The sequence below is a fragment of the Dactylosporangium sp. NBC_01737 genome, assembly GCF_035963215.1.
In the GTDB taxonomy this organism is placed as follows: domain Bacteria; phylum Actinomycetota; class Actinomycetes; order Mycobacteriales; family Micromonosporaceae; genus Dactylosporangium.
This window is the reverse complement of sequence record NZ_CP109153.1, coordinates 656,806-670,302: the sequence shown is the minus strand read 5'-3', so window position 1 is coordinate 670,302 and position 13,497 is coordinate 656,806. Positions and strand designations below refer to the sequence as shown.

General features: G+C 71.4%; 9 protein-coding genes. 3 read left to right on the top strand and 6 right to left on the bottom strand.

The window, feature by feature from the left end; translation table 11 throughout:
- Nucleotides 1-127: 127 nt before the first annotated feature.
- The 4 genes from OHA72_RS03055 to deoC form a co-directional block, all read right to left on the bottom strand.
- Nucleotides 128-1,348 (bottom strand): SatS C-terminal domain-containing protein, encoded by a 1,221-nt coding sequence (locus tag OHA72_RS03055; RefSeq protein ID WP_327006339.1) that lies wholly within the window; start codon nucleotides 1,346-1,348, stop codon nucleotides 128-130.
- Between the two features lie 91 nt (nucleotides 1,349-1,439).
- Nucleotides 1,440-2,315, bottom strand: a complete 876-nt coding sequence (locus OHA72_RS03050; protein ID WP_327006338.1) for an aldehyde dehydrogenase family protein — start codon at nucleotides 2,313-2,315, stop codon at nucleotides 1,440-1,442.
- Entirely contained in the window at nucleotides 2,305-3,735 is a 1,431-nt protein-coding gene (locus OHA72_RS03045; protein WP_327006337.1) for an aldehyde dehydrogenase family protein, read from the bottom strand. Before OHA72_RS03045 ends, OHA72_RS03050 begins: the two co-directional genes overlap by 11 nt.
- A 4-nt stretch (nucleotides 3,736-3,739) precedes the next feature.
- Nucleotides 3,740-4,675 carry a deoxyribose-phosphate aldolase gene (gene deoC / locus OHA72_RS03040; RefSeq protein WP_327006336.1) on the bottom strand — a complete coding sequence of 312 codons (936 nt, stop codon included), beginning with the start codon at nucleotides 4,673-4,675 and terminating at the stop codon, nucleotides 3,740-3,742.
- A gap of 25 nt (nucleotides 4,676-4,700) precedes the next feature.
- On the opposite strand from deoC, the gene upp reads away from it, so the two are divergent.
- Together upp and OHA72_RS03030 are read left to right on the top strand one after the other, a co-directional pair.
- Nucleotides 4,701-5,333: a uracil phosphoribosyltransferase gene (gene upp, locus OHA72_RS03035; protein ID WP_327006335.1), complete on the top strand. Its 633-nt coding sequence runs from the start codon at nucleotides 4,701-4,703 to the stop codon at nucleotides 5,331-5,333.
- 174 nt (nucleotides 5,334-5,507) lie between these two features.
- Nucleotides 5,508-6,674: a glycoside hydrolase family 26 protein gene (locus OHA72_RS03030; protein WP_327006334.1), complete on the top strand. Its 1,167-nt coding sequence runs from the start codon at nucleotides 5,508-5,510 to the stop codon at nucleotides 6,672-6,674.
- On the opposite strand, the gene OHA72_RS03025 is transcribed toward OHA72_RS03030, so the two are convergent.
- Together OHA72_RS03025 and OHA72_RS03020 are read right to left on the bottom strand one after the other, a co-directional pair.
- Nucleotides 6,669-8,273, bottom strand: a complete 1,605-nt coding sequence (locus OHA72_RS03025) for a phospho-sugar mutase (protein ID WP_327006333.1) — start codon at nucleotides 8,271-8,273, stop codon at nucleotides 6,669-6,671. The two genes, OHA72_RS03030 and OHA72_RS03025, sit on opposite strands and share 6 nt — an antisense overlap.
- 1,344 nt (nucleotides 8,274-9,617) lie before the next feature.
- A complete protein-coding gene (locus OHA72_RS03020; RefSeq protein ID WP_327006332.1) occupies nucleotides 9,618-11,546 on the bottom strand; it encodes a serine/threonine-protein kinase in 1,929 nt (642 codons plus the stop codon).
- 659 nt (nucleotides 11,547-12,205) lie between these two features.
- On the opposite strand from OHA72_RS03020, the gene OHA72_RS03015 reads away from it, so the two are divergent.
- On the top strand, nucleotides 12,206-13,489 hold the full coding sequence (locus OHA72_RS03015; protein ID WP_442788498.1) for an amidohydrolase: 1,284 nt from the start codon (nucleotides 12,206-12,208) through the stop codon (nucleotides 13,487-13,489).
- The last annotated feature ends 8 nt before the right edge of the window (nucleotides 13,490-13,497 follow it).

Sequence of the window (13,497 nt, the reverse complement as noted above, 5' to 3'; positions counted from 1 at the left end):
CGATCAGCCGTTTCGGTTGAATGCCGTCATCGGCTGATCGTCGCTCAGCGCCGCACCCGTCCGGTCAAAGGTCGGGTCTTGCCCGCCGTGCCAAAATGCCCACGGCTTAGATCCTGTCGGTCACAAATCAATCACGCCAGTCCACAGCGGCAGAAATCTTGCCGATTATGGTCCGCCAGCCGAGCGCTGCCTGTTGTGCCCCGATTTTCTTCAGCCGCCGTTTGGCGAAGAAGCCGCCGACGCCTCCGCCGGCCGCCGCGCGCAGCGCCTCGTCGAGGTCGTCGAGCGGGGAGCCCGGGGCGAGGGCGGTGCGGACCGGCTCGAGGCGCAGCGAGTATGCCAGGTCGCGGGCGGCCTCGCCGGCGGCGATGAGCAGCTCGCCGTCCCAGGCGTCCTGCCCGCCGCGGAGGTTCTCCACGACCAGGTCCAACTCGTAGCGGTCCTCGTCCTTCGGCACGACCGCCGAGGCGGTGATGCGGGTCTTCAGGCTGCTCCACGTGTCGAGCTGGAGCAGGTCGTGCTCCTCGTCGGACTTCACGAACTCGACGAGGCCCTCGACGCTGCGGAACAGCAGCAGCTTGCCGCGGTGACCGAGGAACGCGGGAACCTCCTCGGGCTCCTCCTCGTCCTCATCCTCGTCGGAGTCGGTGATGACGTCCGCCTCGGCCTTCTCCGCGTCGTCCTCGTCCGGCTCGTCCTCGTCCGACTGGTCGTCCGACTCGTCCTTCGCGACGGCGTCGTCCGAATCTTCGTCCTCGTCCTCGTCGCGGGCGGACTTCTTCTTCGAGGACTTCGTCAGCGCCGCCGGGGGCTCGGGCTCCTCCTCGAACAGCTCCGCGTTCTCGTCGAGGATGACGACCTCGTCCTCGTCCACGTCGGCGTCGCGGCGGTGGAGGATCGCGAAGTCGTCCTCCTCCTCGTCCAGCTCGGTGGGGGTGAGGTCGGTCGACAGCCGGTAGGCCCGCAGGGTGTAGCCGACGCCCTTCGGCAGCGCGATCTCGACCGGCTCGATGTTGACGTCGGTCCACATCGCGTCGGCCTGCGCGGAGCGCTCCCGGCCGCCGTCCTCTTCGTTGAAGTCGGCGTCGTCGTCGAGCGCCTCGACCTCGTCGTCCTCGACCGCGTCGTCCTCGACCGCTTCGACCGCGTCGTCCTCGACCGCGTCGACCGCGTCGACCGCGTCGACCGCGTCGACGTCGTCGATGACGTCCGCCGTCTCAGTGGTGTCCGAAATGTCCGAAACCTCTTCGGCGGCGACCGGCTCGGGCGCCGGTGTGCTCTTCTTCGCCGCTGCTGGGCGCGAGGACGCCGGACGTGAAGAAGACGGACGGGAAGACTGGCGGGCCACTGTGACCTCCGTAGTCGGCTCGGCGTGCGGGCACACTGCTCACTTACATGGCCTCGCGCACAAACACCCTAGTGTGCCCGGTTGGCGACGGTCAGACCCCCTTGGGGTGCCAGACCGTCTTGATCTCCAGCAGTGCCAGCATGCGTGACACACCCGGGTCGGCGGTCCAGTCGGGACTACCAGGCCGGATCACCCGCTTCAGGTTCTCCGCCGCCGCAATTTCCAACTCGGTGGCGAGCGTGTTGTCCGTCACACCGGTGAGATCGATGGCATTGACGTCCATGTGCGCCGCGAGCCACGGCGCCATCTCGGCGACCTTGCCGGTGAGCACGTTGACGACGCCGCCCGGCAGGTCGGAGGTGGCGAGGACCTCGGTGAGCGAGACCGCCGGCAGCGGCCGGTCGGTGGCGGCGAGGACCACGACGGTGTTGCCGGTCACGATCGCCGGCGCGATGACGCTGACCAGGCCGAGCAGCGACGAGTCGGCGGGCGCGACCACCGCCACGACCCCGGTCGGCTCCGGCGCGGACAGGTTGAAATAGGGCCCGGCGACCGGGTTCGCCCCGCCGTGGATCTGCGCGATCTTGTCCGACCAGCCCGCGTACCAGACCCACCGGTCGATCGCGGCGTCCACCTGCGCGGTGGCCTCCTTGCGCGAGACGCCCTCGGCGGCCTTCACCTCGCTCACGAACTGCTCGTGGCGGCCCTCGAGGACCTCGGCGACCCGGTACAGGATCTGGCCGCGGTTGTACGCGGTGGCGCCGGACCACTTGCCGACGGCCGCGCGGGCCGCCTTGACCGCGTCGCGGGCGTCCTTGCGGGAGCCGAGCGCGGCGTTGGCCAGGAACGCGCCGGAGGCGGAATGCACCTGGTAGGACCTCCCGGACTCGCTGCGGGGGAACGCGCCGCCGATGAACAGCTTGTACGTCTTGCGCACGGCGACCCGTGCCGGTGACTCAGTGCTCAAGGTATGCCTCCAGCCCGTGACGGCCACCCTCGCGGCCGTAGCCGGACTCCTTGTAGCCGCCGAAGGGTGACGTCGGGTCGAACTTGTTGAACGTGTTGGCCCACACGACGCCGGCCCGCAGCTTGTCGGCGATGTGCAGGATGCGGGAGCCCTTCTCGGTCCAGACCCCGGCGGACAGCCCGTACGGCGTGTTGTTGGCCTTCTCGACGGCCTCGTCGGGCGTGCGGAACGTCAGCACCGACAGCACCGGGCCGAAGATCTCCTCGCGGGCGATGCGGTGCGCCTGCGTGACCCCGGTGAAGATCGTCGGGGCGAACCAGAACCCGCGGGCCGGCAGCTCGCACGGCGCCGACCACCGGGCGGCGCCCTCGTCCTCGCCGATCTGCGACAGCTGCCGGATCCTGGCCAGCTGCGCGGAGGAGTTGATCGCGCCGACGTCGGTGTTCTTGTCCAGAGGGTCACCGACCCGCAGCTGCGCCATCCGGCGCTTCAGCGACTCCAGGAACTCCTCCGCCACGGACTCCTGCAGCAGCAGCCGCGAGCCGGCGCAGCAGACGTGCCCCTGGTTGAAGAAGATGCCGTTGACCACGCCCTCGACCGCCTGGTCGAGCGCCGCGTCGTCGAAGACGATGTTGGCGGCCTTGCCGCCCAGCTCCAGGGTGAGGCGCTTGCGGGTGCCGGCGACGGACCGCGCGATGGCCCGCCCGACCTCGGTCGACCCGGTGAAGGCGACCTTGTCGATCCCGTCGTGCTCGACGAGCAGCCGGCCGGTGTCCCCGGCGCCGGTGACGATGTTGACCACGCCCGGTGGCAGCTCCGCCTGCTGGCAGATCTCCGCGAACAGCAGCGCCGTCAGCGGCGTCGTCTCGGCCGGCTTCAGCACCACCGTGTTGCCCGCGGCGAGCGCCGGCGCGATCTTCCACGCCAACATCAACAACGGAAAGTTCCACGGGATGACCTGACCGGCCACGCCGAGCGGGCGGGGATCCGGGCCGAATCCGGCGTACGGCAGCTTGTCGGCCCAGCCCGCGTAGTAGAAGAAGTGGGCGGCGACGAGTGGCACGTCGACGTCGCGCGACTCCCGGATCGGCTTGCCGTTGTCGAGGGACTCGAGCACGGCCAGCTCGCGGGCCCGCTCCTGGATGATCCGGGCGATGCGGAACAGGTACTTCGCGCGTTCCCGCCCGGGCATCGGGCCCCACACCGTGTCGAAGGCGTGGCGCGCGGCACGGACCGCGGCGTCCACGTCCGCCGAGTCGGCCGCCGCGATGTCGGCGAGGGCCTCCTCGGTGGCGGGGTTGATCGACTTGAACGACTCACCCCGCCCGTCGACGAACTCGCCGTTGATGAACAGGCCGTAGGAGGACCGGATGTCGACGACCGAGCGTGACTCCGGCGCGGGTGCGTACTGAAAGTCCATCGCTCTAGTCCAAGGTGAAGTAGTCGGGGCCCGCGTAGTGGCCGGTGGCGAGCTTGGTCCGCTGCATGAGCAGGTCGTTGAGCAGCGTGGAGGCGCCGAAGCGGAACCGGTCGGGGTCCAGCCAGTCGGGCCCGGCGGTCTCGTTGACCATGACCAGGTACTTGATCGCGTCCTTCGCGGTGCGGATGCCGCCGGCGGGCTTCACGCCGATGATCCGGCCGGTCGCGGCCCGGAAGTCGCGCACCGCCTCCAGCATCACCAGCGTCACCGGCATCGTCGCGGCCGGCTGGATCTTGCCTGTCGAGGTCTTGATGAAGTCGGCGCCGGCCAGCATCGCCAGCCAGGAGGCGCGGCGCACGTTGTCGAGGGTGGCCAGCTCGCCGGTCTCCAGGATGACCTTGAGGTGGGCGTCGCCGCACGCCTCCTTGACCGCCACGATCTCGTCATGGACCTCGGCGTACCGCCCGGCCAGGAACGCACCGCGCTTGATCACCATGTCGATCTCGTCGGCGCCGTCGGCGACCGCCGCGCGGGTGTCGGCGAGCTTCACGTCCAGCGGTGCCTGGCCCGAGGGGAAGGCGGTCGCGACGCTCGCCAGGTGTACCCCACTGCCGCGCAACGCATCGGCCGCCACCGAGATCATCGCCGGGTAGACGCAGATCGCGGCGGCGCTGGGGCAGGTGGGGTCCGCGGGGTCGGGGCGCACCGCCTTCGCGCACAGCGCCCGGACCTTGCCCGGGGTGTCGGAGCCTTCGAGGGTCGTCAGGTCGACCATGCGGATCGCCAGGTCAAGTGCCTGCGCCTTCGCCGTCGTCTTGATCGACCGGGTGCCCAGCATGGCGGCGCGCTGCTCCGCGCCGACCTGGTCGACACCGGGCAAACCGTGCAGGAAGGTCCGCAGGGCGCCTTGTGAGCGCGCGACCTCGGCGGTGAGGGTCATGCCCCCGAGTCTAGGCTTACTGCTCGTGGACGTACTCGTGGTGGATCACCCCCTGGCCAAGTCGCGACTGACCGCGATGCGTGACGAACGGACCGACAACGGCCAGTTCCGTGCCGCGCTGCACGAGCTCACCACGATGCTGGTGTACGAGGCGGCCCGCTCCTTCGCCACCGAGCAGTTCCCGGTGAAGACGCCCGTCGCCATGGCCGAGGGCACCCGCCTGGCGAACCCGCCGCTGCTGGTGCCGGTCCTGCGCGCCGGCCTCGGCATGGCCGACTCGGCCCTGGCGCTGCTGCCGGAGTCCTCGATGGGATTCGTGGGGCTGGCCCGCGACGAGGAGACCTACGAGCCGCGCGCCTACATGGAGTCGCTGCCTGGCGTCCTCAAGGGCATCCCGGTGCTGGTCCTCGACCCGATGCTGGCCACCGGCGGCTCGCTGCTGCACTGCGTGCGGCTGCTGGTCGACCGCGGCGCGACCGACATCACCGTGCTGTGCGTCCTGGCCGCGCCCGCCGGCATCGAGCGCCTCGCCGACTCGGGGCTGCCGATCCGGCTCGTCACGGCCGCGATCGACGAGAAGCTCAACGAGCGCATGTACATCGTCCCGGGCCTCGGCGACGCCGGCGACCGGCAGTTCGGCGGCATGCCCCGTTTCTGAGGCGGCTGTTTCCAGCTCCGGCGGCTTCGCCAGCGGTCCTGTGGGGGCTGCGCCACCCCACACCCCCCATGCTCCCTCGCTCCCACTCACGCTGAATTCTCGTCGCCGGATCGGGGGACTTCCGCTGCTCAGCCATTGCCTGGCGGGCTGAGCAGCGGCCTACGGTGACCGGCGATGAAGCACCGACGCTCGTTCCTGCGCACCCATCCAGTCCTCGCCGTGGCGCTCGCCGTCGGGGTCCTCGTCGGCTCGGGCGCCCTGGCTGCGACCGCCGTCGGCAGACCCGAGCCGCGGGCTGACGCCGTACCGGCGGCGCAGCGACCAGACAGCAGCGGCCTCGGGACGCTCGGGTCGGCTCCGGCGCGGAAGCAGCCGTCCACGGCGCCCTCGACGGCCCCGAAGACCACCGAGGGCGCCCGCCGCTGCGGGCTGAGCGCAAAACTGGTGCCGAGCTGCGGGCTGCTGTGGGGCGTGGCGCCGGGCGCGTTCACCGACCTGCCGTCGTCCGAGGCGCTGGGCAACTTCGAGCGCACCACCGGCCGGCCCGCCGACATTCTGCACTCCTACCACCGCGGCGACGAGGTCTGGCCGACCGCCGACGAAATCGCCACCGTGCGGCAGTCGCGCAAACGGATCCTGTTCGCCAACTGGAAGGTCGCCTGGGACACGACCTGGGCCGACGTCGCCGCCGGCGGGCAGGACGCCCGCATCGACCGCGCCGCCGCCCGGCTGAAGGCGTTCCCCGGGAAGCTGTTCGTCGCCCTGCATCACGAGCCGGAGAACGACGTGCGCGCCGGCGGCGGCATGACCGCCCGCGACTACGCCGCGATGTACCGGCACACCGTGCTGCGCCTGCGCGCCGCCGGCGTCACGAACGTCGTCTTCGTCATGGTCTACATGGCCTACGAGCCGTGGTGCGTGCAGCCGTGGTTCGGCGACCTGTACCCGGGCGACGACGTCGTCGACTGGATCGGCATGGACCCCTACCTGTTCGCCAAGCCCGGCGGCTACGGCCACGGCGACTTCACCTACCTGGTCGACCGCACCTCGGATCCCGCGAAGTGGCCCGGGTTCTACACCTGGGTCACCCGCACGCACGGCAACAAGCCCCTGATGATCGCCGAATGGGGGGTGTACGAGCATGCCGCCGACCCCGCCCAGAAGGCCTGGATCTACTCGACGGTCCGTCAGCAGCTCGGGCGCTTCCCGGCGATCAAGGCCCTCGTCTACTTCGACTCGCCGAACGCACCCAAGGGCGACACCCGCCCGGACAGCTCCCAGGCGGCCCTTGCGGAGTTTCAGAAGCTGGCCTCGTCGACGGTGTTCTCCGTGACGCTATAGCCCCAGAGCGGTGGCCGTCTCGGTCCTCAGCGCGGCCAGGCCGGCCCGGGCCCTCTCCCGCGCGGCGGCCACGTCACCGTCCGTGACCTGCTCCACGACCTCCAGGTACGCCTTCAGCTTCGGCTCCGTCCCCGACGGGCGCACCACCACCCGGGCCGGGCCTGCCCGCACGATCAGCACGTCGGCGTCCGGCAGCAGGTCCTCGACCGCGTGGACCGGCTCGTCGAGCAGCGCCACCGGCGGCCTCCGCCGGATCGTGGCCATGGCGGCCGCGATGTCGGCGAGGTCGTCGACGCGGACGCTCAACTGGTCCGTCGCGTGCACCCCGTGCTGCAGCGCGAGCTCGTCGAGGCGGTCGCCGAGGCTCTTGAACTCGGACTTGAGCCCCGCGGCGAGCTCGCACACCAGCAGCGCGGCGGTGATCCCGTCCTTGTCCCGGACGTGGCCGGGCGCGACGCAGTACCCCAGCGCCTCCTCGTAGCCGTAGACCAGGTCGTCGCCGGCCCGCACGATCCACTTGAAACCGGTGAGCGTCTCGCCGTACGGCATGCCGTGCGCCTCGCACATCCTCGACAGCAGGCTGGAGGACACGATCGTCGTCGCATAGCGCCCCTTGACGCCCCTGCGCATCAGGTGGTCGGCGAGCAGGACGCCCACCTCGTCACCGCGCAGCAGGCGCCAGGCGCCGGACGCGTCGTTCCTGTACGCGACCGCGCACCGGTCGGCGTCCGGGTCGTTGGCGATCGCGATGTCGGCGCCCGCCGCCGTGGCCAGCGCGATCAGCAGGTCGGTCGCGCCGGGCTCCTCCGGGTTGGGGAACGCGACGGTCGGGAAGTCGGGATCGGGCTCGGCCTGCTCCGCGACCACCGCCGGCTCGGGGTAACCCGCCTCGGTGATCGTGCGGACGAACACGTCCTTGCCGACTCCGTGCATCGGGGTGTACGCCACGACGAGATCCCGTGGCACCTCCGGCTCGACGGTGCGCAGCGCCCCGTCGACGTACGCGTCGACCACGTCCTCGCCCAGCGTCGTGCCGGCGTCACCCAGCGGCACGTCCAGTAGCGGCCCGACCGCCCGGATCGCCCGCTCGATCTCCCGGTCCGCGGGCGGCACGATCTGCGAGCCGTCGCCCAAGTACACCTTGTAACCGTTGTCCTGCGGAGGGTTGTGACTCGCGGTCACCATGACCCCGGCGGCCGCCTTGAGGTGCCGCACCGCGAACGCGAGGACCGGCGTCGGCAGCGGCCTGGGCAGCAGCAGCGCCCGCCGCCCGGCGCCCTGCGCCACCCTCGCCGTCTCCTCGGCGAACGCCTTCGAGCCGTGGCGGGCGTCGTACCCGACGACGAGCGGCCCCTCGACCCCGCTGTCCCGCAGCCACCGGACCAGCCCCGCGGCCGCACCCCGCACGACAGCGAGGTTCATGCCGTTCGGCCCTGCCCGCAGCGGCCCCCGCAACCCGGCCGTGCCGAACGTCAACGGCCCCGCGAACCGGTCCTGCAGCTCCTGGTGATCGTCGAGCACGGCCCGCAGCTCGTCCCGGCCGGCGGGGTCGGGATCGTCGGCCAGCCAGGCCTCCGCTTCGGCGCGCAGATCACTCATCCGTCGTTCTTAGCACGCCCCGCCCCACCCCGGCCGCCAAGCCGAGCACCCCCGGCGGCGGCCGCCCAGCTCCAGACCCTCATGATCGACTGGCGCACCTGCCGGAGGCGTGTCCGTTTCGCACCGAAGGTTGGGTTACAGCAGTGAGCTTCCGGTGCGCGGTCGCCGCCCGGATCGGTCGCGCGCCCCGTCGGCATGATCGAAGCGGCGATCTTCACCCCGCCGCTTGATCAAAGGACGCCTGTGGTCGCTGGGGTGGCCACTGCTGTCCTTCGATCACGTTCGCAAGATCGTCCGGCGGCGCCGAACCGCGGCCGCGGGCAGGAACACTGCTGTGCGTGGGCCGCGCCCAGCCACCCCGGCCGCTGCGCCGGACCGGATGGGTGCCGGTGCCTCCCGGATCGCTGCGATGTTCGCGGCCATCGGTGGCTGGACCGGGGAGTACCTCGCTTCAGACGGCGATCGTGTCCCCGCCCCGCTTGATCGAAGGACGCCCCCGGCCGCCGGGACGACCACCGCTGTCCTTCGATCACGGCCGCGAGATCGTCCGCCGGCGCCGAACCGCGGCCGCGGGCAGGAACACTGCTGTGCGCGGGCCGCCACCCAGCCACCCCGGCCGCTGCGCCGGACCGGATGGGTGCCGGTGCCTCCCGGATCGCTGCGAAGTCGCGGCCATCGATGACTGGACCGGGGAGTACCTCGCTTCAGACGGCGACCTTGTCCCCGCCCCGCTTGATCGAAGGACGCCCCCGGCCGCCGGGACGACCACCGCTGTCCTTCGATCACGGCAGCAAGATCGTCCGGCGGCTGCCCGCCGGCCGCGGCGACACCCAACGACAGCAAACACCAATCATGCGCGGGTCGGACCCGCGGCAGGCGCTCGCCCGGCGGCCGTACGCGTGACCACCGGCAAGGACGGTCCGGAGCGCGCCGCCGCCGCACGCTGCCTTGCTGTGATCAACGGCGCGCGCTGGTCGCTCGCACGGCCACAAGACGACTTCGATCAACCGCAAGACCCGCCCTCGAGGCGTCCGATCCGGCAAGGAGCCCGGTCCGGACACCGGCGGGCGGGTGCGCGTGTCATCGCGCGCCGGTCCAGGCACGCACGTCGGAGCATGCAGCACGCGGCCCGGGTCTGCGACGGCGCAGCAGGGGCGGGACTGCCTGAGCGCGCTCGCGCGTGTGCCGGCTCACAGGGCCCCAAGCGCGTGCCGGCGCCGGCCCGGCTCGTCGCCCCTTGCCGGCCGGGCGTAGGGCGGCGAGCCGTCAAGCGCCACGAAACGCCCGCGGCACGGGATCCTTCGATCAGGCGCCGGGACCCGTGCGGCGGGTGAGCTCAGCGGGTCACTGGCTGGTCGTGGCGCCTGCCGAGGGGGTGGTGAGCTTGAACGAGCGGACCATCTCCTCGAAGATGACCTTGCTCTCGGCGAACTTGGCCTCGGGCACGGTCACGAAGAAGTGGTAGCTCTTGCCGTTGAGGACCACGGCGTTCCACAGGGCGTGGCGTTGCTGGTCGCCGGCGCCGCAGGTGTATTCGAGGACCGCGGCGTCGTGGCCGTCGAGCTTGTTCTCGGTCATGTCGACGTGGGCGAACGGCTGGGTGCAGCTGGACGCGGTCGACTTCAGCCGGTTCTCCGCGCTTTCGAGGAAGGCGCGGGGCGTGTTCGACGCCTTCTCGATGTTGACGCGGATGCGGCGGTTGGCGTCGGCCGGGTCGGTGATGTCGTAGTAGGGCGCCGACGCGTTGCCGAGCTGCTTCTTCGTCCAGCCCTTCGGGATGTTGACCGTGATGCCGCCGGGGTGGGTGAAGGACTCCACGTCCAGCAGGGGGCGCGCCGGGGCGCTCGTCGCGGTCGTCGTCGGCTTGCCGCTCTGCGCGTCGGAGCCGCCGCCGGAGAACAGGCCGGACATGGACAGCGCGACGACGAGGACGACCACGACGCCCGCGGCGACGGCGATCTTCGCCCAGCGTGGTGCCTGGGTGACGATGCGCTTGAGGTCGGCGCCGGGCTGCTTCGGCGGCTCGGCCGGGGCCCGGGTCCAGTCGGTGGTGCCGAGCGGGCCGTCCTGGTAGGCCGCGTAGCGGCTGGCGTCGGTCCGCTCCAGCTCGGGCTCCTGCGCCTGGTGGGACGGGCCGCCGGAGTGCATGCGGCGCAGGGCACCGCTGACCGTCTCGCCGGGGGCGATCATCGCCCGGCCGCCGATCTGGCCGGTCGGGGAGTGCTGCGGGGTCGCGACCGTCGGCTGGTGCGTCGGGCGGACCACCGCATACGGGTCCGTCATGTGCGCCGGGGCGTTGCTGGCGAGGGGGCCGGCGAGCAGGTCACGCAGGACCGCGCGGGCGGTCTCGACATTCCAGCGGCGGGCCGGGTCCTTCTCCAGCAGGCCGTAGAGCACGCCGGCGAGCGGGCCGGCGCGGACCGCCTGGGCCGGCGGCTCCTCGACGACGGCGCGCATCGTCTCGAACGGGTCGCGCCGGTCGAACGGCGGGCGGCCCTCGACCGCCGTGTACAGCGTGACGCCGAGGGAGAACAGGTCGCTGGGCGGCCCGAACTTGGCGCCGATGGCCCGCTCGGGGGAGATGAAGTGCGGCGAGCCGAGCACCATGCCGGGCGTGGTCAGCTCGCTGTCGGTGGGCATGCGGGCCACGCCGAAGTCGGTGAGCACGCAGCGGCCGTCGCCGGCGATGAGCACGTTGGCCGGCTTGACGTCGCGGTGCAGCACGCCGGCGGCGTGGGCGACCTCGAGCGCGCCGAGCAGGGCGATGCCGATCTTCGCGACCGCGCGGGCGGCGAGGGGGCCGTCCTCCACGATCATCTCGGCGAGGCTGCGGGCCTGGAGCAGCTCCATGACGATCCATGGGCGGCCGGCCTCGGTGACCACGTCGTAGACCTGGACGACGGCGGGATGCGACAGCGCCGCAGCGGCGCGGGCCTCGCGCAGCGTCCGCTGATACATCGAGTCGCGGTCGCTGGGGGCCATGTTCGGCGGCAGTATCACTTCCTTGACCGCCACGTCACGGCGCAGCACGGTGTCGCTGGCGCGCCACACGGTGCCCATGCCGCCGTGGCCGATGGCGGTGCGCAGCGCATAGCGCCCGCCGATCACCACGCCTGGCGCGGCACGCTGGCCGGGCACGGGCATGCTCGTGGAGCCAGGCTCGCGGGGCTCCCGCTGGTCGGGGCCGCGCGCAGGATCACGCCCGGCTCCGGCGGAGGCCAGAGCGCCGGTGGGTGGCAGGGGCTCGCCGTGCCACGTCGGGAGCTGAGTCACAGGCAGTAAACCGTCGTCATGGAGGGGAGATGACTTTCTCGCTGTACGACCGCGGTCCCCACTATCTTGCTTGCTGGCCGCCGGTTAAGAAAGGTGGGGTCCGGTCCTTCACCGTACCGTGACCCACAGGCAACCGTGCGTGCTGATCTTGTCGCGCTGCTGAAACGGTTGGATTGAATCCGTTCATTCGGGGAACCCGAACGGTACGGCGGAGCGTCTACGCAGGGGTACTGAAACGCATCCGGAACATCGGGGGACTACTTTCCCTGGATTTCCAGGTGCACCTGCCGATCAGCGGGGGGCCGGACGGACGCATGGTGCGGCGTCGACCCCCGGGTTCATGCCACTCTGCGACGTCTTCCGTCACTGTGCGTCGATCATCGGCGACCATGGCGGCAGCACCGAGGCGAAAAGTTACTCGCGACACCACGTGACCGTGGCGCCTGTCACCCGTTGTAGGAGGTGAGGGGTACTTGTCTGAAGCGGACCGCACACTTCCGACGAGGCCAGCAACTTTACGCCTCCAGTACCAATCAAGTGACGCTCAGCTATCCGAACATCACCAGAATGATGTTGCGCTCCGTCACCTTGACCCAGTTAGTCTGTCCGTGGCACGCATGGGGCGGGCCGCTCCTTTAGACCGAAATAGAGAACTCACCGTGACGAGAGCGCTGACGCTGCCCGATCCCGCCGCTGCGGCGGCGCGGGTCAGCAAGTTGACGTCGTCCTGGCCCGAGACTCCACCCGGGGCCGATCCGCTGCCCGGTCAACTCGACCGTTGGCTCACCTCCCGGGGTGCCGAGCTCGTAGCCGTCCGGCGTCACATTCACGCGCATCCGGAGCTCTCCGGCCAGGAGTTCGAGACGGCGGCCCTCGTCGCCCGCGAGCTGACCCGTGCCGGTCTGTCGCCCCGCATGCTGCCCAAGGGCAACGGCGTCATGTGCGACATCGGCTACGGCGACCGGGTCATCGCGCTGCGCGCCGACCTGGACGCCCTGCCGCTGCCGGACACCAAGGACGTGCCCTACCGCTCCACCGTCGACAACGTCTGCCACGCCTGCGGCCACGACGTCCACACCACGATCCTGCTCGGCGTCGGCCTCGCCCTTGCCCAGCTGGCCGAGCGCGACGAGCTGCCGGGCCGGGTGCGGCTGCTGTTCCAGCCGGCCGAGGAGACGATGCCGTCCGGCGCGCCCGAGGTCATCGCCGCCGGCGGGCTCAAGGACGTCGCCGCGATCTTCGCGCTGCACTGCGCGCCGCAGCTGCCGGTCGGCCTCGTGGGGGTCCGCTCCGGGCCGTTCACCGCCGCCGCCGACAAGATCGAGGTCCGGCTCACCGGGCGCGGCGGGCACACCGCCCGGCCGCACCTGACCGCCGACCTGGTCCACGCGCTCGGCCGGATCCTGGTGGACGTGCCGTCGCTGCTGGACCGCAAGCTCGACGCCCGCGCCGGGGTCTCCATGGTGTGGGGTGCCGTGCGGGCCGGCGAGGCGGCCAACGCGATCCCGATCGAGGGCATCGCCCGCGGCACCATCCGGGTGCTCAGCCGCGACGCCTGGCGCGACGTGCCCGAGCTGGTCACCAAGCTCGTCCACGACGTCATCGCGCCCACCGGCGCCGATGTGGAGGTCAAGTACACCCGCGGCGTGCCGCCGGTGGTCAACGACCGTCTCGCCACCGCGATCATCGCCGGCGCCGCCGGTGCCGCCCTCGGCCCGGACCGGGTCGTCGAGGCGGAGATCAGCATGGGCGGCGAGGACTTCGCGTTCTACCTCGACGGCGTGCCGGGCTCGATGATCCGCCTCGGCGTCGGCGTGCCCGGCTCGGACCAGAAGTTCGACATCCACCAGTCGTCCTTCGACGTCGACGAGCGCGCGATCGGCTACGGCGTCCGCGTCATGGTCCACACCGCCCTCGCCGCACTGAGCGCGGGCGCGTTCTAGGCCTCGGC